General features: G+C 35.4%; 17 protein-coding genes and 1 pseudogene. 14 read left to right on the top strand and 4 right to left on the bottom strand.

Going from position 1 to position 21,921, the window contains the following annotated elements; genetic code table 11:
• Positions 1–242 precede the first annotated feature (242 nt).
• On the bottom strand, positions 243–1,601 hold the full coding sequence (locus tag V179_RS0108615) for a PepSY-associated TM helix domain-containing protein (protein WP_028391092.1): 1,359 nt from the start codon (positions 1,599–1,601) through the stop codon (positions 243–245).
• A 322-nt stretch (positions 1,602–1,923) separates the two neighbouring features.
• On the opposite strand from V179_RS0108615, the gene V179_RS0108610 reads away from it, so the two are divergent.
• The 3 genes from V179_RS0108610 to V179_RS32185 are packed head-to-tail and all read left to right on the top strand — an operon-like array spanning position 1,924 to position 4,025.
• On the top strand, positions 1,924–2,763 hold the full coding sequence (locus V179_RS0108610) for a sensor histidine kinase (protein WP_028391091.1): 840 nt from the start codon (positions 1,924–1,926) through the stop codon (positions 2,761–2,763).
• Positions 2,753–3,394: a response regulator gene (locus tag V179_RS0108605; RefSeq protein ID WP_028391090.1), complete on the top strand. Its 642-nt coding sequence runs from the start codon at positions 2,753–2,755 to the stop codon at positions 3,392–3,394. The genes V179_RS0108610 and V179_RS0108605 overlap by 11 nt, the downstream gene beginning before the upstream one ends.
• Before the next feature lie 58 nt (positions 3,395–3,452).
• Positions 3,453–4,025, top strand: a complete 573-nt coding sequence (locus tag V179_RS32185; protein WP_084552277.1) for a right-handed parallel beta-helix repeat-containing protein — start codon at positions 3,453–3,455, stop codon at positions 4,023–4,025.
• On the opposite strand, the pseudogene V179_RS29895 reads toward V179_RS32185, so the two are convergent.
• Positions 4,008–4,413: pseudogene (locus V179_RS29895) on the bottom strand (IS110 family transposase); the annotation flags it as partial. The gene V179_RS32185 and the pseudogene V179_RS29895 sit on opposite strands and share 18 nt — an antisense overlap.
• An 883-nt stretch (positions 4,414–5,296) precedes the next feature.
• Here V179_RS29895 and V179_RS0108590 point away from each other — a divergent pair.
• The 6 genes from V179_RS0108590 (at position 5,297) to V179_RS0108565 (ending at position 11,762) form a co-directional block, all read left to right on the top strand.
• Complete coding sequence (locus tag V179_RS0108590; RefSeq protein WP_028391088.1) at positions 5,297–5,956, top strand: YcnI family copper-binding membrane protein; 660 nt, start codon at positions 5,297–5,299, stop codon at positions 5,954–5,956.
• Between the two features lie 154 nt (positions 5,957–6,110).
• The gene (locus V179_RS0108585) at positions 6,111–7,895 is read left to right on the top strand and encodes an ABC transporter substrate-binding protein (RefSeq protein ID WP_028391087.1); all 1,785 of its coding nucleotides are present in this window, start codon (positions 6,111–6,113) and stop codon (positions 7,893–7,895) included.
• Positions 7,896–7,965: 70 nt separating this feature from the next.
• Positions 7,966–8,943, top strand: coding sequence for an ABC transporter permease (locus V179_RS0108580; RefSeq protein ID WP_028391086.1), 978 nt, complete (start codon positions 7,966–7,968; stop codon positions 8,941–8,943).
• Positions 8,936–9,793: an ABC transporter permease gene (locus V179_RS0108575; RefSeq protein ID WP_034300927.1), complete on the top strand. Its 858-nt coding sequence runs from the start codon at positions 8,936–8,938 to the stop codon at positions 9,791–9,793. Before V179_RS0108580 ends, V179_RS0108575 begins: the two co-directional genes overlap by 8 nt.
• 3 nt (positions 9,794–9,796) lie before the next feature.
• Positions 9,797–10,765: an ABC transporter ATP-binding protein gene (locus V179_RS0108570; RefSeq protein ID WP_028391084.1), complete on the top strand. Its 969-nt coding sequence runs from the start codon at positions 9,797–9,799 to the stop codon at positions 10,763–10,765.
• Complete coding sequence (locus V179_RS0108565) at positions 10,758–11,762, top strand: ABC transporter ATP-binding protein (protein ID WP_028391083.1); 1,005 nt, start codon at positions 10,758–10,760, stop codon at positions 11,760–11,762. The genes V179_RS0108570 and V179_RS0108565 overlap by 8 nt, the downstream gene beginning before the upstream one ends.
• Positions 11,763–12,315: 553 nt before the next feature.
• Here the strand turns inward: V179_RS0108565 and V179_RS0108560 are convergent.
• Complete coding sequence (locus V179_RS0108560; RefSeq protein WP_028391082.1) at positions 12,316–12,621, bottom strand: hypothetical protein; 306 nt, start codon at positions 12,619–12,621, stop codon at positions 12,316–12,318.
• 597 nt (positions 12,622–13,218) lie between these two features.
• Here V179_RS0108560 and V179_RS0108555 point away from each other — a divergent pair.
• The 3 genes from V179_RS0108555 (at position 13,219) to V179_RS0108545 (ending at position 17,715) form a co-directional block, all read left to right on the top strand.
• Complete coding sequence (locus V179_RS0108555; protein ID WP_235178993.1) at positions 13,219–14,754, top strand: DUF2975 domain-containing protein; 1,536 nt, start codon at positions 13,219–13,221, stop codon at positions 14,752–14,754.
• A 1,148-nt stretch (positions 14,755–15,902) separates the two neighbouring features.
• Positions 15,903–17,108 carry an MFS transporter gene (locus tag V179_RS0108550; protein WP_028391080.1) on the top strand — a complete coding sequence of 402 codons (1,206 nt, stop codon included), beginning with the start codon at positions 15,903–15,905 and terminating at the stop codon, positions 17,106–17,108.
• 46 nt (positions 17,109–17,154) lie between these two features.
• The gene (locus V179_RS0108545) at positions 17,155–17,715 is read left to right on the top strand and encodes a TetR/AcrR family transcriptional regulator (protein ID WP_028391079.1); all 561 of its coding nucleotides are present in this window, start codon (positions 17,155–17,157) and stop codon (positions 17,713–17,715) included.
• 208 nt (positions 17,716–17,923) lie between these two features.
• Here the strand turns inward: V179_RS0108545 and V179_RS29075 are convergent, their stop codons facing one another.
• Positions 17,924–19,147, bottom strand: a complete 1,224-nt coding sequence (locus V179_RS29075; RefSeq protein ID WP_051404896.1) for an AraC family transcriptional regulator — start codon at positions 19,145–19,147, stop codon at positions 17,924–17,926.
• A gap of 231 nt (positions 19,148–19,378) precedes the next feature.
• On the opposite strand from V179_RS29075, the gene V179_RS0108535 reads away from it, so the two are divergent.
• Positions 19,379–20,803 carry an MFS transporter gene (locus V179_RS0108535; protein ID WP_028391078.1) on the top strand — a complete coding sequence of 475 codons (1,425 nt, stop codon included), beginning with the start codon at positions 19,379–19,381 and terminating at the stop codon, positions 20,801–20,803.
• Positions 20,804–21,404: 601 nt separating this feature from the next.
• Positions 21,405–21,776, top strand: a complete 372-nt coding sequence (locus V179_RS0108530; RefSeq protein ID WP_028391077.1) for a hypothetical protein — start codon at positions 21,405–21,407, stop codon at positions 21,774–21,776.
• Positions 21,777–21,921 lie beyond the last annotated feature (145 nt).

The following is a 21,921-nucleotide window of genomic DNA, read 5'->3' as shown; positions in this document are numbered from 1 at the left end:
ATTTAATCAATCTTTATTTAAAAGCAACAGATGATGGATTTATAGCTGAAAGAATGTGGGGTGAAATCACCCAAATCAACTGAATTATGTTCAAGATTTAAGTCATAATGCTATTAACAAAGAAAAAGACAGGGGTTCACCTGTCTTCTTCTATAATCAAATTTTATGGTGATGATACTTTTTTGGAAAGAACAAAACGCTCATCTACCTACTAAAACAAGATCATCCTATAAGTGTATTCATTAACTAGCAATATTTAGCTTATTATTACTTTTATTAATAAAATAAATAATACTTTCAATCAAAATTACTAGAATAAGTGATATTCCAAATAATGGCATAATTAACCCTGATATCACCATGCAGACAATGAAGCTAATCGAAATACCACTTGATATTTTTGGTGGAGCTGATAGCGAATTATTTTTCTTACGTGATAGCCATGTTTTAAAGCCCCAAAAAATGACGAATAGGAATGATAGGCAAACAGTTAGATTTAACAATTTATTGGCCCAGCCGAATAAATGTCCTTCATGTAATGGAATCCCCCATGTAAACCATTTTGCTAAAATACCATATTCGTTGTAGCCAACTTTAGAGATTAATTTTCCGCTATACTGATCGAAATAGGTTGTTATTTCATCATAAGGACTAACATCTAAACCTGTTACACCAGTATTGCTCCCCTTTGATACTTTGAATACTCCATCTTCATTCATTGGGTAGATAATTGAATATGGTTTAGAAATATGCTCTATCTCAATTTCGTTCATTAATTGTTGAACACTTACCATATTGCTACTGTTTGATGTTGCTGACATTTCTTCATGATGGGCATGTGAATGACTTGATGTAGGTGCCTCATTTTTTCGTGTTGCCCACGGAATTTCACTCATATCTGAAGTAGGCGGCTCTTGCTTTAATAAAGGAATACCGATCGAAGGATGCTCTTGAGCTGCCGAATAAATAAAATTCCCCATGAATGCTGACCAAGGTAAGCCGGTAAAAATAATAACAATCATTGGAATTGTAATAATGGTTCCAACTAATGCATGCCATTTTCTATTCTTTTGTCGTTTTGTTTGCTTCTGTTTCTTCTTTAATGCATTTCCCTTAAACGTCATGTAAATACCAGAAAATAGTAAGAAGATTGCCCAGCATGCAGCTAATTCAACTAAGTAATTGACAACCGTTCCGCCGACAAAAAGTGAACTATGCATGGCTCTCATGACATTTGAAAAGGTATACTTGGCATTTTGATCGCCAATTATTTGATAATGATCATCTAAAAATACATATTTTTGATCGCCATCTTTATTCGTCATCGTTAAACGCGTATTATACGGATCGTCTAATCCAATCACCTTTGAGACTGAATAGCCATTATATTGCTCTACTGCTTCCTCAATGCCTTCATCTATCGTTAATTGTTCTGTTTTGTCACTTTTTCCAAAGAATAAATGCTCATAAGCATTATTCTCTACATTCGTATAAAATAAATAGCCAATCCCACTTAATGTTAATGTGATGAGCAGAGGTGTAATAAATAATGCTGCATAGAAATGCCATCTCCAAAAACGATTATAATTGCTTTTTTTCATTTCTAAACCCCCATAGTAAATATCGTATTGTTTTTTACTTACTGAAACAGTCATGCTGTTTGATCGACTAGAAAGGAATATTCGTAGTCGGCAACGATTCAAATCAATAACTGAATTTGTAGAAAAGTGCCCCTTTCGCCAATTAATTTTGTATCAAAAAACTCCTTTCATTTCAATTACGTGTCGTTTTTTGGTGAATTTATCGATCTGTTTTTAATTATAAAGATGTGTACATGCGCAACAATTACACTAAAGAGTGATTTTCGAGTGAACTAGCAACATGGTAAAATATAAGCATCCTTTATAGAAAAGAGGGAAAAAGTTGAAGTATCGACAAATAAAATGGCTTATTCTCCTTCTTCCGACTATAACAATTGGAATCTGGGAATATGTAAGGCATGAATATTTACTACCTTATTTATCGATGGAAATGGGCAATATCCTGTCCCCCATTATCGTATTTGCTGTTACAGTCATTATTTTAATAAAGCTGTTTGCCATTTTAGAAGGAATTCAAGAGGAACTAAAAACAGAAAAAGCAAGAAAAGCTGCATTAATTGAGAGGGAAAATTTAGCAAGGGAGTTGCATGATGGGATTGCTCAATCGCTTTTCCTGCTTTCTGTAAATCTTAATCGATTTGGAGAAAAGGCAGCTCTCGAAACGGATCTTGACTTCCAAAAAACAAAACAAATATTGCAGCGCATTTATGAAGATACAAGACAAGCTATTCAAAATTTAAAACAACTACCATCACAGGAATTGTTCAGCTGGACAAAAAACATTCAACAATACTTAACAGAACTCGAAAATAATTACCCAGTAGATATCGATTTTCAGTGGGAAATTCAAGATCAAACTCTGTCAGCAAAAGAAAAAATCGAATTGTTCGCTTGTATAAGAGAAGCTGTTATGAATGTAATCAAACATGCTAGGACGAATAAAGTCTGGATTTTAGCAAAGGAATCTATGCATGGCTGGACTTGTGAAATACGGGATCAAGGGGTCGGGTTTTCAATTGAAAGGAATCAAATGGAAACGGGGTTAGGGCTTCAAATCATAGAAAAAAGAGCAGAGGCAATGAATTGGCAATTTTCAATACAAAGGATTGAAAATGAAACGGTTATTCTGCTTAAAAAGGAGCAAAAAATAGATGCCGATTGATATTTTAATTGTTGATGATCATTTGCATGCAAGAGAAGGAATCCGCATGATTTTAGAGAATTACAATGATTTTAAAATTGTCGGTGAAGCAAAAAATGGCCAAGAAGCAATTATGCTTACTGAAGAATTGATGCCGGATATTATCCTTATGGATATTCAAATGCCTGTAATGGATGGATTAGAAGCTACAAAAATTATTAAAATGAAGTTTCCTTCTGTCAAAATCGTCATGATTACTGTTTCAGATGATGTGACAAATCTATTTGACGCATTAAAGCATGGTGCACAAGGCTACTTATTAAAAAACATACATTCTCAGCATTGGTATGAATATTTACGGGCATTTGCGCTGGATGAAGTGCCTATGTCAAAAGAAATCGCCTTTCGAATCTTAATGGAATTTTCTCCAAACAAACCAAAAAAAACCTTACAACATGATCTATTGTCAGCTAGGGAATTAGAAGTACTTCAGCATGTTGCAGAGGGGCTGTCAAACAGAGAAATATCGAAAACCCTGTTTATTTCTGAACATACGGTGAAAAGCCATCTGAAAAATATATTGAGCAAACTTCACTTAGAAAATCGTGTGCAAATTGCCCATTATGCATATCGGCAAGGGTTAATCGATTAGAGAGGACGAACATACTACTAAGTTTACCTATTTTTAACAGATTTTAACAGCCGGTTGCATGTTTTATCTTCTCTACTTCAATATCCTCAAAGGGAATCCATATGAGAGCGAGGATACTAAAGCAATGAACATTTTGAAATATCTCATGTTTTGCCTCGTTTTATCAGTTTTCATACCAACTGTTGCAAAAGCAGAAGGTACTATACAATCTAAAATTGATGAGGTTAGTGCAGGAGCCACGATTGAAATAGATAGCGGGGAGTATGAGGAGACATTGGTCATCAACAAGCCAATAAACTTGGTAGGAAAGGGGGAAGTTCATCTTCGTTCTTGTCAATCAAAGCCGACGGTTACGATCAGCGGTGAGTCCGTTACTTTAAAAAATATGAAAGTAGAACATTGCGGAAAAGAAAAGGAAGACACAGCCATTTATATTACTGGTTCGCATCATAAATTAGAAGGAATTTCCGTTGCGACGAAACGTATCGGTATTAAACTTGACCAAGCGAATAGCGTGAAAATCCAAAATAGCAAGATTGTTGGCAATTGGCAAGGCAATGGGATTGATTTATGGAAATCCAATCAGAATAAGTTTGAAAATAATAAAATCACCAATATTACGAAGGTTTAAGAGTTGGATTCCTCTTTGTTTATAAGGCTCTAAGTCCTCTTTATAGTACAGCTCGCAGAGGTGATAAGCGTCAATGATATCCGTCTTTACCTTGCGCAAACTAGAACTCTTAGCCCGATACGATATGAGAGGGTTCACGATAATTAATGAATACCCTCTGTCCTCAAAATACTGGACAATTGGTGTGTGATAATGTCCAGTGGACTCTAACACAATGGGAGGCCGTCCTACTGATACATATTCTACTTCTCTAATAAAATCTAGAAGATTACTTAACCCTTCAAGAGTATGCGCTATTTTGAAGCTCTTTTTGTACGGCTGCTTTATCCAAGAATGCTTGAACCTGACTTTCACCTTTTGCCACATCCAGACCAATGACTGGATTCATCATTTATCCCCTCCTGAAAATCTATTAACCGGTAACCCCTATTCCTCCATGTAATATCATAGCTTCGCTTGTTATACGAGATTATTGTCCCAACCAGCCTCAATCATGTTTCTACAAGTAGGGGGCGAACTGTTTAATGGACGGGATCGAGTCCCAAGGGCCAGAACGTTCTACCCCAGCTACCGCAATCATATATCGATATAAAAAAAGGTCAATCAGAAATATTTTCTTTTCTGATTGACCTTATAATACGAAAGGGCCAGATTGTTTAGTAACGATTAGTAAGTTAAATGAATATTTATTTTACACAAATGGAGATTGTGAAGAAATGTACTTAAACTAATGTTGCAGGTTAATTTAACAAGAGGAACTGCTGATTTCGGTCAGTGATTGCTTAGAGGCATAATGCGAAAAATCTAAGATTATGGAAATTGAGTATTGTAATTAGTAATGTTGTTAAAAACCAACAATTTTTATCATTTTATTCCGTTTTTTACAATGGGAAAAGATATAATCTTGTTATTATAAAAATGAAGAGATACAGGTTATTACTGAAAAACATTTAAAACTTTAGTAATTATTATGAATGAGAGGATTAAAATATGATGCTTACAATTGATAAAGAAAAACAAATATTAACATTTTAAAATTCAGGAAAAAGTTCAATAAACTTTCAAGAATTTCTCATTTGAATTTCTTATTTGCAAGATAAAATGTAAGCGCATTTATGTATGCGAGATCAGGGGGATATCATGAGACAAAAAAGAAAAAAACTATATACTACAACTATATCAGCAGTTGTATCCTTGTTCATCTTATCGGGGTGTAATTAGGAGAATGTAAGTAGCGAAGAACCTAAAAAAAGCGACTGTAGAATTCATCTATGAAGAAAAAATTATTAACACTAATGATAGTAATGATTGGTGCAATCTCTCTTTTTACTGGTGTGGCAAGTGCCCATGTAACCGTACAACCACAGGAAACTTTACAAGGTAAATATGAAGTGTTTACTGTTCGGGTTCCATCTGAGAATGAAACCATTCCTACAATGAAGATAGAAGTTAAATTTCCAACGGAAGTGAACATTACACGCTTTGAACCGAAATCAGGATGGAAATATGAAGTTCAAAAAGATGCTTCAGGCAAAATTACAAGTGTTATCTGGACGACAGAAGGCAAAGGTTTATCTTCAACAGAATTTGGTCAGTTTAATATGCAAGGAAAAGTTGCAGATGACGCAAATGAAATTGTTTGGAAAGCGTATCAAACATATCAAGATGGAAGTGTTGTTGAATGGGTTGGAGCACCAGATGCTGAAAAACCAGCTTCTGTGACAGTAGTAAACCCAGCTGATCCATCAGATGGACATGGACATTTAGAAAAATCAACTGATACATCCTCAAATGACCAAAAAGCTACTGAAGAGAAAGTAAATGCAGAGGAAACAAAAACAAGCTCTAACAATGTTCCACTTTACCTTTCTATTGCAGCTCTAATTGTAGGATTATTAGCATTATTTATTTCCTTCAAAAAAAGAGGCTAAATAATATGTAAGGCAGGGTCTTGGACAAAGCCATCCATGTTTATCACCGTCTTGCCACTCACACGGGCATTTTGCTCTTGCTGAAGCCTATAAAAGAGAAGGCAATTTCCACCTATCAGAACTTATAGTATAAGAATAATAAGGGGAGTCTTAAATGAATAAAAATTTACTAAGTGTACTGTTAATTTTTACAATAATTCTTTCTAATTTTTCCACGGCAAGTGCAGAAACAACGGTAGCTTCGTTAAAAGTAGGAATCACTAAAGACGAAAATGGTCTTAATCCATATACCTATGTTACCGGTTATCCTGGCTTGGACTTAATGAACTTACTCTATGATAATCTTTTCCAATTGGATGTAGATAATAAACCAGTTCCCTGGCTGGTTAAAGACTACAAGGTTAGTGATGACGGCTTAACCTATGAATTTACTCTTCATGACGAAGTAAAATGGCATGATGGAAAGCCGCTTACAGCTGAAGATGTTAAATTCACGATGGAATATTTCATCAAATATCCTAAATCTCGCTTCACGAATCCACTCAAATCGATTTCCGCAATAAATGTTACCGACGAAATTAAATTATCTTTAGTTTTATCAAAAGCAGATCCTAACTTCATGATACAGCCTCTAGCTGATCTACCGATTTTACCAAAACATATTTGGTCTACGATCGATAAGCCTGATGATGAAATGAATGCATTAGGGAGCGGTCCATACATTTTAGAAGAACATAAATCGGGACAATTTTACAAAATGAAGGCCAATAAGGATTACTTTAAAGGAGCACCGCCGATTGAGGAAATAATTTTTCCTATTATTGAGGATTCAACAGCCATGTTTAACGCACTTCAATCAGGTGAGATTGATGTTATTTCATCAAGTATTTCTCCAGAACTTGTTAACCAATTTGAAACCAACCCTTCCCTAAAAGTGGCTAGAGGACCTGGATACAGTACATCACTCTTCCAGATTAATGCGGAAAAATACCCGATGACAGAGAAAGCGTTCCGTCAGGCGATTGATTATGCAATCGACAAAGAAAATTTAGTGAAAACGGTGCTATTAGGTCTTGCGGAAGTTGGAAGCCCAGGATTTATTCATCCTTCCTCTCCTTTCTACAACAATAACTTGAAGCCCGTTTTTGATCAGGAAAAAGCAAAACAAATATTAGAGGATGCGGGCTTTAAGGATACAGATGGTGATGGGTTCAGGGAAGATCAGCAAGGGAAGAAAATAGATTTAACAACACTTGTATATTCAAATAACCCTATCAGAATTCGGACAGCAGAATTAATTTCGGAAGCATTACATAATGTTGGAATAAAAAATACTGTAAAAGCGATGGATTCTACTACAGTAGATTCATTAATGTGGCCGGATTTTGATGTTAGCAAAGGTAGAGATTATGATTTAGGTGTTTGGAGCTGGTCTAATACAATGCAGTTATTCCCTGACAGATTAGTAGATCTATTCCATTCAGACCCAACTCTTGGTTCAGTTAATATTGGTGCGTATAAAAATCCTGAGTTTGATGCACTTGCTGAGAAACTTAAGAACACAATTGATGAAACAGAAAGAACAAATTTGATAAAACAATTGCAGGCGTTTGTAGCGGAAGACTCACCGATTATTACGCTTTATTACCAAGAAATTGTCAATGCATATAATCCAAAAGTATATGACGGATTTGTGTTCCAAGTAGGAAAAGGGATTATAAATAAATTATCATTTGTCTTGGGGGAGAAGCCTGAGCAGCCAGCTAATGAACAACCAAAGAATGACGAGAAGTCAGCTGAAGATAATCAGACTGATAGTAGTGAAGTAGCCCAGAACAACACAAGTGTATATATTTTCATAGGAGTGTTACTGATCGCTGTGCTGGCCTTCTTCTTAAGAAAGAAAAAGAAAACAGATAAAGACGATTTTGATATTTAATAAATACAAATTCCCGTAAAAACGTTTGTTTTTTGCGGGAACTTTTTCATCCATCAGAGAGGTGAAGGGTATGGGTAAATTCGTGGCAGGAAAGTTTTTGCAATATGTCATAGTCATAATACTAATGGTGACACTGAACTTTTTATTACCGAGGGTGATGCCAGGAAATCCTCTAGTATTTTTGGCTGGAGAAGATGTTGGGTTTATGTCCAGTGCAGAAAAAGAGGCGATATTAGAAAAACATGGATTAAATGATTCCATTGTTCAGCAATATGGGACTTATTTAAAAAATATTTTTACTGGGGATTTTGGTTTTTCTTATCAGCAAAAACGCCCGATTATTGAATTGCTAAAGGAAAGACTTCCTTGGACCATGCTTTTGTCTGGACTAGGATTAGTATTATCTACTATTATCGGAGTTCTTTTTGGTACGATATCAGCTTGGAAACGAGGGACAAAAACCGATGTGAATCTTCTAACGATGTTTATGTTTCTAAGTGCAATGCCTTCCTTTTGGGTTGGAATGATTTTAGTCTCCGTTTTTTCAGTACAATTAGGCTGGCTGCCGGTATTCGGTGCAGAAAGTGCCTGGTCTAATTTAAAGGGAATGGATCGATTTATTGATATTGTAAAACATCTTATTCTCCCTTTGACGACGCTAGTACTAATCTCTGTAACAAGTACGTTTATGATCATGCGATACTCAATGTTAAATGTATTAGGTGAAGATTACATTATGATTGCTAAAGCAAAGGGTGTGAAAGAAAAGGTAATAAGATATAAGCATGCAATGAGAAATGCGTTGTTACCAGTCGCAACAGTATTTATGCTAAGTCTTGGATTCACACTGGGTGGTGCTACAGTAATAGAGACAGTATTTGCCTATCCGGGAGTAGGGCGATTGATGTTCGAATCCGTCCTTAGCCGTGATTATCCTCTTATTCAAGCAACCTTTTTAATAATTACTTTCAGTGTAGTTATCGCTAATTTTTTGGCGGATTTAATATATCCGTTTCTGGATCCAAAGGTGGGAAGACATAATGGATAAACAAAAATGGAAGCATTATTGGAGGGTGTTATCCTCAAATAAATTGGGATTATTTGGAGTGTCCTTACTTGTAATATTTTTATGTATTGCTCTTTTTGCTCCATTCATTGCCCCATTTGATCCTACAGAAAGAGTTGGCTCACCATTTATGAAGCCAAATGGTGTTTTCCTGCTCGGTACAAACGATATAGGTCAGGACATATTCAGTGAACTGCTGTATGGTACTAGAGTGTCACTTTTAATTGGCGTTATTGCCGCTTTAATCTCAATTATTTTAGGCTGTCTTATCGGTGTTATTGCAGGTTATTTTTCGGGAAAAGTTGATTCATTCCTAATGAGATTAGTAGATTTAGTTTTAGTTATCCCATTTCTTCCACTAATGATATTATTGGCGGCCTTTATCGGTCCAAGTTTCTGGAATATAGTTTTAGTTATCAGTCTTATTTCTTGGGCATCTCCGGCAAGGGTCATTCGGTCCCAGGTATTAACTTTAAAAACTAAAGGTTATGTTGAAGCTGCTAGATCGATTGGTACAGGTGTAGGGGCCATCTTAACCCGACACATTTTGCCCGGTGTGATACCGATTGCCCTTTCACAATTTGTTTTAGCTGCAAGTCATTCGATATTAATTGAGGCTTCTCTAAGCTTCCTCGGACTAGGTGACCCATTTACAAAGAGCTGGGGAACAATTTTGTATTATGCACAGGCCAGAGGTGCCTTTATAACGGATGCTTGGATTTGGTGGGTTTTGCCGCCAGGATTATTAATAACAACACTTGTTATTAGTTTTGCCTTTACAGGTTATTCCTTAGAAGAAATATTGAATCCTCGGCTGAGAAAGGAGCAATAATGTATGAGTACTGTGCTATCAGTAGAAAAACTGTCCACATTTTTTAGAACTGATAAAGGGATTGCAAAGGCTGTTGAGAACGTTTCTTTTTCTGTAGATAAAGGGGAGATGCTTGGGTTAATTGGGGAGTCTGGCTGCGGAAAAACGACTGTGGCCCAATCTATTTTAAGGTTAATAGAATACCCAGGAAAAGTGGTGGCAGGCAGTGTTTACTTAAATGGAAAAAACCTTTTAAAAGCTACGGATTCAGAACTTACTGGTTTAAGATGGAGAGAAATTTCGGTTATTCCTCAAAGTGCGATGAATGCATTAAATCCAGTTTACACTGTCGGAGACCAAATTATCGAGGCGATCTTGCTTCATGATAATGTAAATAAAAAAGAAGCCGTTGAACGTACGAAGAGGTTGCTCGAACTGGTAGGAATTGATGGAGAGCGGTGGAAAAGCTACCCTCATGAATTTAGCGGAGGTATGAAGCAACGCGTAGCCATAGCGATGGCACTAGCTTGTAATCCAAAATTGGTTATCTCTGATGAGTCCACAACTGGTCTCGATGTGCTAACACAGGCTCAGGTTATTGCCTTGATCAAAAATTTACAAAAGAAGATGAATTTGTCAGTTATCCTTATTTCTCACGATCTACCAATGGTAACTTCTATTTGTGATAGAATAGCGATCATGTATGCAGGTAATTTAGTAGAGTGGGCTTCAACGAAAGAAATTCTAAATGATGCAAGACATCCTTATTCAAAAGCTTTGTTAAATGCAACCCCTGATCTTACTAATTCGGAGCGTGAAGTCATATCTATTCCGGGAAGTGTTCCTAGCCTAGTTAATATTCCTACTTGTTGCCGTTTCCATACTAGATGTCCTTATGCATTTGACCGATGCAGACAGGAAACACCCGAGTTTATGGAAATCAAACCGGGACATTATGTGGCCTGTTTTTTAGAGGAGGAACAAAATGGATAAATCAGTTCTGCTCAAGGTAAATCATTTAAAGAAAACGTTTGTTAAAAAGACAAGAACCCTACTGAAAAGAAAGAAAACAGATGTATTTGCAGTAAACAATGTGAATTTTGAAATTAGAAAAGGCGAAATTCTGGGGATTATTGGCGAAAGTGGATGTGGAAAAACAACAACAGCAAGAATGGTCATGCGTTTAATGAAAGAAACGAGTGGTGAAGTTTGGTTTGATGGAGTTGACCTATGTAAATTAAAGGAATCAGAAACCAATAAAATCAGAAAAAAAATGCAAATGATCTTTCAAGATCCTTATGATACGCTAAATCCTGGTATGAGGGTTGTCGATATATTAATGGAGCCCCTTAACGCTCATGAAAAAAAACTGGAATACGAAGAAAAAGTCAAACTAGTTAAAGAAGCTATTGAATCCATCAAATTAAAACCTGCTGAAGATTATATGTATCGTTATCCACACCAGTTAAGCGGAGGGCAACGGCAAAGAATAGCTATAGCGAGAGCCATAATTTTGAAACCTTCATTTATAGCAGCTGATGAACCAACCTCGATGTTAGATGTTTCTGTACGTGCAGAGATATTAAATATTCTCCTTGAATTGAGAAAGAAGATGGGGTTAACGATGATGTTCATTACCCATGATTTATCGACGGCAAGTTATATGTGTGACCGGATTGCTGTAATGTATCAGGGGCGAATCGTAGAAATTGGTCCCACTCAAAAAATTATTCATGTTCCATCCCATCCTTATACTAAGGCCCTAGTTTCGGTTGTCAAAGATTTAAACTATTTTATAAAGAATAGGGAGAGGTTGATTCTTGATGGTGAAGTGGATGCTACAAGAGAGGCAGTTGGATGTTCGTTTGTAACGAGGTGTCCTCACCAGGTAAGTGTTTGTCACAGCAAATCACCTAAAGTTGAATCATTAGGAAATGGCCATGAAGTAGCTTGCCATTGTCATGCAGACTTATTAGAAAGAACTTCTTAGGGATTAAAAAAAATTCAGGAATTAAAGAAACTGAAAGAATCACAAATAATTCCTTCAAGGAAATAATCTAGATGAACGAAGATTTCTTATATAGTTACCAACATTAATGTCAGTGAGGGTGTATTCGGTTGGAGTTACCATGACCTCATGTAAATCACTACTTGTAGATTAAGAAGAATTAAGTGATTTTAGGATTAAGAACTAAGTTTATAGTTATTCAATTAAAGGGCGCATTTTCAGAGGATCTGATATGCGCTTTTTGCATGAAAGGGACAGATTGTTGAAGAATAGCAAGGGAAAATATCAACTTTGACAGACGTATACGAAGAATTTAAAGGTTTGGGTATGTTAAAAGGCAGTCTTTGTCTGCATTATAATAACATAGAACGGCGTATTGCGTTTGATAACTGGGCAATTACTCAAAAAAACAGCACTTTATATACTTAAGGGGACAATGAAACGCGCTATTGATTTTTTGTCAGCAGAAAATACACATTTTGAGAACTTTTTGAGCATAAGCTCTGGGTTCTTATGCCCAAAGCTTTTTCTATATTTACTTTTGAATTTTGTTAATGATATTCTGCCCATATTTATTTGTGTAATAATAATAGGTGTACGATTCTCCTGAGATTAAATTCTTTTTATACCAATCATTAGATGATCTAAAAACCATATACTTACCGGAAGATGTTTTCACTTCAAAAGAATTGCCATCAGCCCACCCAATCAAAATCCCTTTTTCATAATGAGACTGTTCAACATTGGACCATGCAGCCTCAACAGGATTTGCAGCTCCCACACCTGAAACCAGCATTCCAGCGATCCCAAAAGCAACAGCAAACTTTTTCAATTTCTTCATTCTAAATCACCCCCAAAACATTATCATCATTGCTAATATTAATATTTATATTATCATCACAAGAACAAATACAGATGTATGTTCTCATTATGTAAACATTATATGCAAAAAAAAGGAAAAAAGAAGGGGGCCATTTTCTTAAAATATCAATAATTTGTGAAGTGTTGTACTTAAAGTAAAGGGTGCTTTACTTCAATAAGTGGTAGGTTTTAAGGAACAATAAAGTTATTTAAAAACGTCAGTCATGTTATTTTATGAAAGGGCGCGTTTCTGTAATAAGGAACAGCCCTATTTCCATTATAGGGCCAAATTCTTGAACAAGATAAGTCAATAATCTAATTTTAAAGGAGGTCGATGTGGTTTCTATTCTGGGAATTAATTCAACTTACATCGGAGTTTACTTGAATAAGCACACCAACCTTAAATATTTTTTGGGCTTATATTATAAATTTTTTTCTTTGAATGAGGAATGCTTTTTATTTTTGCTTAAAACAAAAATATACAATAAAAATGTTATCCTAATTAATAAAAAATTATTGTAAAACGATAAAATGTATATTAAAATCAAAATCGTAATAAATAAGTGAGGTGCTTTTTATGGAAAAAGTAACAACGTTGTTTTTAATAATAGCTGTTATTCTTTTAGGAGTCCCAGTTCTTGCTCTGTGCATCTTTTTGGTGCCTGAGATGGCGAACCTTGCAGCAAAATTGCTTCCAGAGTTTGCTTTTATAAAATATATCGTTTTCATCGCTTTTGATGCATCGGCGATACCTTTTTACTTTGCTTTGTATCAGGCTTTCATACTCTTACGCTATATTGACAAAAATAAAGCTTTCTCTGATTTATCTGTAAAAGCTTTAAAGAAAATCAAATACTGTGCAACTATGGACATTAACAATTTGATTATTGAAAATATTGCTAACCCCCATGAGCTGGAGAGAATGTATAGAAAAGACCCGAAAGCTTTTAATAAGTCATTCTCACAAGCATGGGAACAAAATCCTGATTCTCAGGTTCTTGGTGTTTGGTATGAAAGATTGCATTTCAAGGAGACGGCAAATACGGAAAAATCTTCTTTGATTCAAAAAGGTTTCTTATTCATGGGCATTTTAGCCATTCTGGCCGGGATAAGCACCAGGATCATTTTCCATTTTGTCGAACAGGAAGCAATTGCTCCAATTAACCTGGCTTTTGGTATAATTCCCTTTATTGCTGCCTATTTTGTTTACAATAATACTCCGAAAAAAAGTGTTATTTATTCCATTGCAGCGCTGTTCCTAATTTCCGGGTTTTATCTTAATATGCTGCCATTAAATTTTAAAGACAGTATTATCCTTGCTTATTTACACCTTCCCATATTCTTATGGGTATTGGTAGGGCTTGCATTTACAGGAAATGAATATTCAAAAGGCAGTACAAGATTAGCCTATATTAAATTTAATTTGGAATATTGTATTCTCTACGCCAGCATGGCAGTTAGCGGAATGGTACTAGCAGCATTAACCATGCAGTTATTTAGCTTTGTTGGCTTGGATATAGAAGACTTCTATTTTAGTAATGTCGTTTTATTTGGTGCTGCAGCTCTCGCTATTGTGGCTGCATACCTGGTATCAATGAATCTTAAACTTGCAAAGAATATTACACCATATATAGCTAAAATTTTTAGTCCTCTTGTCCTGGTCACGTTGTTGGTCTATCTTATAACGGTTATATGGGTCGGAAAAAATCCATTCTTGGACCGAAATTTCCTGATAGCCTTCAACGGAATACTCCTTGGTGTATTGGCCGTTACCATATTTTCCATTATCGAGAGCGACACAGACGAGAAAAAGAACATTTCAGATTATATAAATTTTGCCTTAATTGTTCTTGCGCTTATCATAGACAGTGTGGCTTTGTCAGCCATCGTGTTCAGACTTTCTTCTTATGGGATTACGCCTAATAGACTTGCTGTTTTAGGAGTAAACATACTTATCTGGGCAAATCTAATTTGGATTATGCTCTCCTATATGCGTTTTCTACAAAACAAATCCGGACCTTCAACTATTCAAGATGCCGTTACAAAGTATTTGCCGTTCTACGGACTTTGGGCAGCTTTCGTTACATTTACTTTTCCTATAATTTTTAATTAGAAAGGCTCTGTTAATATAACGAAAAGCTAATCTTCTAAAACGTATAAAATCCTTAGAGCCGATATTATGCAGCTTTTTATACAGAGTTGCATAGTTTTGGCTTATTTTCATTACTAAAGTTAAAAAGAGGGTATTCAAACTAGAAGACATAATATATTGTTGCAACTGGATTATTTAAAATATGTCCAGTTTCATGTGCCCAACGAAAAAGGACTTCATGAAACGTATTTGATAAGCTAAACTTGCAGGTTTTTAGTTTGAGTTTGATTTAGATTAAATGTGAAAAGATATACTTACACAAAAGAGGGCGTTAGTTGAAGAAGAATTAAGTAATATTATGAGTGAGGTCAGACTTTAGTTATTCAATTAAAGGGCGCGATTGTGAAATAAAGAAAGCCTAATTTCTCGTTAATAATACTGAGAAATTGGGCTTTTAACATTGGGATAACCTAACGTTGTAAATCCGCTTTTATCTATACTTAGGAGAAAAAATCTTGATTTGAAAAGGGGTTTGATATTGTATAAATTTCTGTGTCATTTTTAAGAATTCCTATTTAAAAGTCTAGACACTCTTGTACTACAACTCTGGTTATCAACGAACGAAACTTTATTCAACAAACGGGCCATTTAATGGAGTAAGAATCTCAAGCAAAATTGAATACTTATTGTAATGCTAGTGTGGTGTTTGTGAAAGATTGTACTTAATCTATAGGGGCAGGATAGTGTAAGTGTAATACTTCACAAAATGCTAAAAAATTGGCTGTTTTTTATAAATTATTGGTAGCTTTTAAATTTTGATAAAGGATGTGGAAGCTGAAAGCAATTTTCGCCTTATTAAGGGTGTGACTTCCTTATTTAATCAATATATTTACTGCAAATAAAGGTCACCATTGTGATTAGGTGAGTGTAGTATGCTACAGAATGGATCCTTCATAGTACAAGGTGGTGTTTTAACGCCATAGGAGTTTTGTATAGCATCATGATTTTAAAAAACGCTTGATTTTGATTTTGGTTTTGGTTATTCAAACTATCTGTAAATTTTATTAAAAATACCTATGAATCTTCTAAATATAATTTACATTCTGTCTTAAGTCAGATACAATGAATTCCATATCTTCGAGATAAAATTTATAATGTGAGGGATTCATATGACTGTTATTACAAAACAAACTTCAAAGGTAAAGCTATGGAGCCGTTCTTTTATTTTTGTCATGTTGGCCAATGCCTTATTATTTGGGGCGTTCGAGATGTTGCTTCCGACCTTGCCTCTATTTGTTTCACATATTGGTGGAGATCCTACACAAATTGGATTAGTGACAGGAATATTTGTGTTTTCAGCGATTCTCATTCGGCCTTTTGCAGGTGTTCTCGCTACCAAAATGGATAAAAAATATTTATTAATCATCGGTATCGCAATATGTGCTCTTTCTAGTGGATTATACTACCTATCGTCAGGTATTGGGATAATGATTCTTATCCGAGTGATTCATGGTTTTGGTTTTGGCTTAGCTACTACCTATTTTACGACCATCGCAGCTGAAAATATTCCTGAGGATCGTCGAGGAGAAGGTATGGGGTATTTCGGAGTGGGAGAGACGATGGCCATGTCTGTTGGACCGTTAATGGGGGTCAGTATCCTAGAAAACTCTCATTTCGGAGGCTTATTTATGGGGTGTACAGCGTTCATTTTACTAGCCCTATTGACAACGCTTTTCATTTCTCGAAAACCTAACATGGCAAATGAATTAAGTACAGTAGAAGCTCCAACCACTACGGTTAAGTTGATCGAAAAACGTGTGCTATTTCCATCTATTCTTACTTTTATGACGGGAATAAGCTCTGGTGGAATCATGTCATTCACTACTTTATACGCAATCGATAAAGGATTTGAAAATGTCGCATGGTTTTTCTTCATTGTAGCAATTGCAGGTCTTCTCGTGCGGTTGGTTTCTGGTAAAATGTTTGACAACCTCGGACCTGGTTATGTTTTAATCCCTGCTGGAGTGATTAGCATTGCTGGTTTGATTATCTTTATCGTGGCTCAAAATGAGATTATGTTTCTCTTGGCTGGTTTCCTATATGGAATGGGATTTGGAGCCATTTTTCCTGCTCTTCAGACTGTATGCTTGAACCTAGTGGAGGAACATGACCATGAAAATGCGATCGGATCCTTTTTTAATTTTTATGATTTAGGAATCGGCGGAGGCTCTATTTTACTTGGTATGGTGGCAGAAGCCTTTTCCTATGAGGCTGTATTCTATGTAGCGATCATTACCTATGTCTTATATTTACTCCTATATTTTATTCATGCTACTTTCATTTTACAAATGAAAAAGAAGAGAAAATTAGCATAGAATTACGACTCTAGCCTATGTTATGTTTGACTTATGGAGGTAAAAAATGAGCAAAGAACAGATAAAAAAGATAGCGATTAAACATTTTAACCAATTTGGATATGAGGGAACGAAGATGGCCCAAATTGCGGAAGAAACAGGAATTCGGAAGCAATCTCTTTCATATCACTATTCAACCAAAAAGGAACTATTTTTGGAAGTCTATCAAGATGTCGTACAAGAAGAACGATTGTTTGTGCAGAACTATTTTCAGGATCATGCAGAAGAACCTATCGAACATCAGTTGTACAACTTTTTAACGGAACATAAAAATCGTTTTCTAACGAATCCTAATGCTTCATTTATGCTAGTATTGTCATCTTTTACGCCATTGGAGGTTTATGACTATGTCATCTCCCAATTCCGTTTATATTTGGCCATTCTTAAAGAAGAGGTTGCCGCTTGCTTTTCCATGCATACCTGTCGTTTAAGTCCTGAAGAATGTGCGATTGCGTATGCCACGCTATTAGACGGCCTCGATGTTCAGTTATTATATGAAAACAGTCAGGCGTATGAAAAAGTACAACAGATTACTTGGAATATTTTCTGGGCTGGCGTTCAAGGGTAAAGGGAAACTTCCATGAGTGGAAGTTTCCCTTTTTGTTAATCTGTGATAAAGTGAATCCCCCACTGATGGTTAGATGAACCAATCGGACCTTTACTGCCCGTTGAGAGTGGGATAAAAGATCCAATCACTATACAAATGGTATGGCTTGGCATTGTCTCTAACCCAAAAATGCATCTCCCACTTTTAAAAGAGTAGACATATGAGTTTTTCATGCGTTGACTCTTCTACCATTCTTATACTCCGTTGCCGTCATTCCTTTTATTTCCTTAAATACTTTGCAAAAATAATTATAGCTGCTAAATCCAACCATATAGCTAATATCCGTGATCGATGATTGTCCCTGTTCAATGAGAAAGACTGCTTCATCGATTCTTCTCTTCTGAATATATTCAATGACCGTCATATTCATCTCATCTTTAAATTTCTTTGCTATATAGGTCCTATTAAAACCAAGTTCATCTGCTACCGATTGTAGATTTATCGGTTCACTAAAATGAAGATTGATATACATAAGTACCTGTTTGACCACTGAACTATGTCCTTTCATCGTAAAGCTTCTCACAGCATTACAATATTCTTCTGTCATGGCCACTTCCAACAGATCTAGTTCAGATAAGGTGATGGTTTCCTCAATTTTTATGGCAAACTTTTCTGAAATTCCATGCAAATATTGTGGAGCTACTCCACCCTTATTGGCTGCCAAACGAAGCATGGTACTGTAGCTGAAAGCAATATTTTTTTTTGCTCTTAAAGGATTTCCAGGCACCCTGTATAAGAAATCTCCCGAAAAGTCTACTAATGTTTCCAGAGCCTTTTCGGTATTTCCTACCTCAATAAAGTGTAAAAGTTTTTTCTCAATCTCATATCTTAGTTTAATATCAAAATCATCTTCATCAAATTCTTGTGGTTGAAGCTTTTTAGGATTGTCCCCCTCATTGCTTACCATTGTGATGATTTGAGATTTTATAGGAGGATGTCCATAAATATTCACTAAAAGATCTCCTAATGCTAAGTGTGATTCTCCAATATAGGCAATGGATTTATAATAGTTTTCCAAAGATTTGAACCAGCTATTTTCCAAATGGTTTTCCTTAATTACATGCCAAATGAAAGAATTTGTTACCTGTTCTTTTAAAAAAGGACCTACTATGACCATCCCTTTATGCGTTTCATGGGTGATAATGGCTATGGCGAAATAGGAAAGGCCAAAGGAATCTGTTTGAAAACAAAAACTATGTTTCTTTGCCTTCATCAGTGCTTTTTGAAAAAGAGCATACATCCCCTTCTTAGTTTCTGTCATGATGAGGGGTTCTGTGTCATCTGAGATGTGTAGAATGGTTCTCAATTGTTCATCTATGACTTCAACATCCATTTTAAAAGCATTTTTGATCATCCAACACTTTTCTGTTAATTCATTTAGTAAGTTCTCCATTGTTTCACCTTTATCTATAATCTCATTTCATTATCACACCATCTTAACGTTCAAATTATTTTTTGTATATATCGATAAGTATGACAAATGTGGTTTTTTTATTTTGTAAGCGAGAACATTATAGCTTTAATTTTGCATATTAACCAACAATAGTAGGTGTGGAAACGCTTTTATTGTATTATGATGTACCCATATTAAAGATTTTAATATACATTTTTAGGAGGAAATCCTATGGGGAATAGTTCAATTGCTAGTGAAATTCAATATAATAACGCCAAACCATGGCAGCTTGTCGCTTTTGCTTTTAACAATTCAGCAACAAATGCTCAATACTTTATGTACCTCATGTTTTTTATCTATTATTGTACAGATAGCTTAGGGCTGTCAGCTGTTATTGTCGGCGGAATGATGACATTTTCTCGTATTTTTGATGCATTTATCGATCCAATGATTGGATTAATGATCGATAAAACGAATACTCGTTTTGGTAAATTCAGACCTTATATGTTTGTGGGCATGATTATTATGAATATCTCTACGATTGGGCTCTATTGGGGGCTTCAATTAGATAGTAATATTGCCATGTATACATGGATTGCAGTTTGTTACGTGATTTGGAACATTGGCTATACTTGTTCTACGATTTGTACAAAGAGTGCTCAAAATGTTTTAACGAATAATCCGAAGCAACGCCCACTAGTAAGCGGGATTGACCAGGTTATCATGACTGGACTCGATATTCTTATTTTCTCCTTTGGTATGATCATTTTAAATTATTTTGGCGGAGTAGAGGATCCTGCTTCATTTAGAAACTTTGCTTTTATGATTGCAGGGTTTACCACTTTATTCACGATCTTTGCAATGGCTGGTATCTGGAAAAAGGATAATGAAAATTACTACGAAGTAAAGGATATTACTAAAAAGGAAAATCAGATTAAAATAAAAGATTTCATTTCTATTATTAAAGGTAATAAAGCGCTTCAAATGCTAATAGTTGCGGGGTCTTCAACGAAAATTGCAACTTCCATTCAAAGTTCAGCAACCGCTTACTTCTTTATAATTGTCATGGGTGGTGCGGAATTTCAGGCAATCGTCAACGGACCTGCAACCTTTGTTAGTTTAGCGGGTGCCTTTATCGGTGTTGGCTTAGCTGTCTATTTAGGATTAAAAAAATCATTTGTGATTGGACAAATTCTCAGCATTGTGGCTGCGGCCATCATTTTAGTCATTCGACCATTTGATGCGGGCTCTGTTATTCTAGCGGTTGTATTAATCTCTTTCTTCCGTCTAGCCGAGAGAATGGCTGATACGAATCAGATTCCAATGATTGCAGATGTAGCCGATTATGAGCTTTGGAAAAACGGACGTTTCATTCCTAGCATGATTGCCACTGCGTTCTCGTTTGTGGATAAAATGGTTAGTTCTCTAAGTGGTTTATTATTAGGAGCTGTACTTGGAGCTGCACATTATACAGCAGGGATGGAAGTAACCCTAACACTATACTGGTCTATATTAGGACTGTACTTTGGTGCACCGCTAATTGCTCATATCATTGCATTGATCGCCATGAAGAAGTACCCAATTAACAAGGAGTTTTATGAAAAAATGACAAGAGAGAATAATGAAAGAAAAGCAAAGGTTGAAATGGGAGCGTAGTAGTCATGTAATAAGCTTTTACAAAAACGTATATGTGGAGTGACTTTTATAAGGATAGAAGAGAAACGAATATCATTTTAGAATAGCAAAGTAGGATGTATGAACAATTAATGGGTGTTGATATTGATTTGTAATATCATTTTTTAGCAACATGTAAACGAATGAAAAGCAGTAAATGATAAGCACAACTCTATCGGGATGAAGCAATCTTTGTACAATCTGATCATCAATAGTTAGATAGAAAAATTAATTTGTACATATGAGTGCTTCTAATAAAAATGCACTGTTAGTAAACTTTGTTGATAAGCTAGATGAGTTAAAAATCAATCATATTGTTTAACAAAACTAATAAAAAAGGGACCGTTGCCTCTTAAAGGCAACGGTTTTTGTACTTATCATTATCTTAATGATCGGCCAATAGAAATGCAAAGCGTTGTTTGATCAACAGAATTTTCAATTAGACAGCATTCTAGTCCAAAGACTTCATTAATCATGTTTTTGGTAAATACTTTTTGGGGAGGCCGAATTAATTACACGTAAAGTGTTTTACAACGAATACATTAAAAAGCGCTAGCTTTGGACTATAACGGAAGTGGAATTTTTGAAAAAAGTTCTAACCCTTGCATCCACAATACTTTTATCAATCTTGGTTGCCTGTCAATCAATTAAGGAACAATCAATTAAGGATACCTCAGATTTAGTTATACCTACTAAGGATAGTATTATAAGAGATGGTTATCCAACAAATGAAAACTGGCAAACTTATGGTCCTAATATGGAAAAATTAATGCTTGTTGAACCTGATTTAATGTTGGCAGAAGGTGCGAACGGGTTATTAGGATATATTTATCAGCCTGAAGGTATATCTTCGCCAAGTGAGTTAGATGAATATAATAAATCATTCAAAGTATCGATACCATTATATTTACAAGATGGTAAAACGATTATTGGTACATTTTATTTTACGCATTGATTGTAAGTCGAAAATAAACTGAAAACATCTTCTTCAACAATCGGGCGCTTTTCTTGAGTAAAGAAAGGCCCTTTTTTCTTGTCTATTAAGGGTTCTCACGGTTCGATAATTGGGTATTGTCTGCGATTGTTGAATAACTTGCGTA

Source organism: Bacillus cihuensis (genome assembly GCF_000504145.1).
Lineage (GTDB): Bacteria > Bacillota > Bacilli > Bacillales > DSM-1321 > Peribacillus > Peribacillus huizhouensis.
Note: the sequence above shows the minus strand (reverse complement) of the source record. Positions and strands in the feature narration are given on the sequence as shown.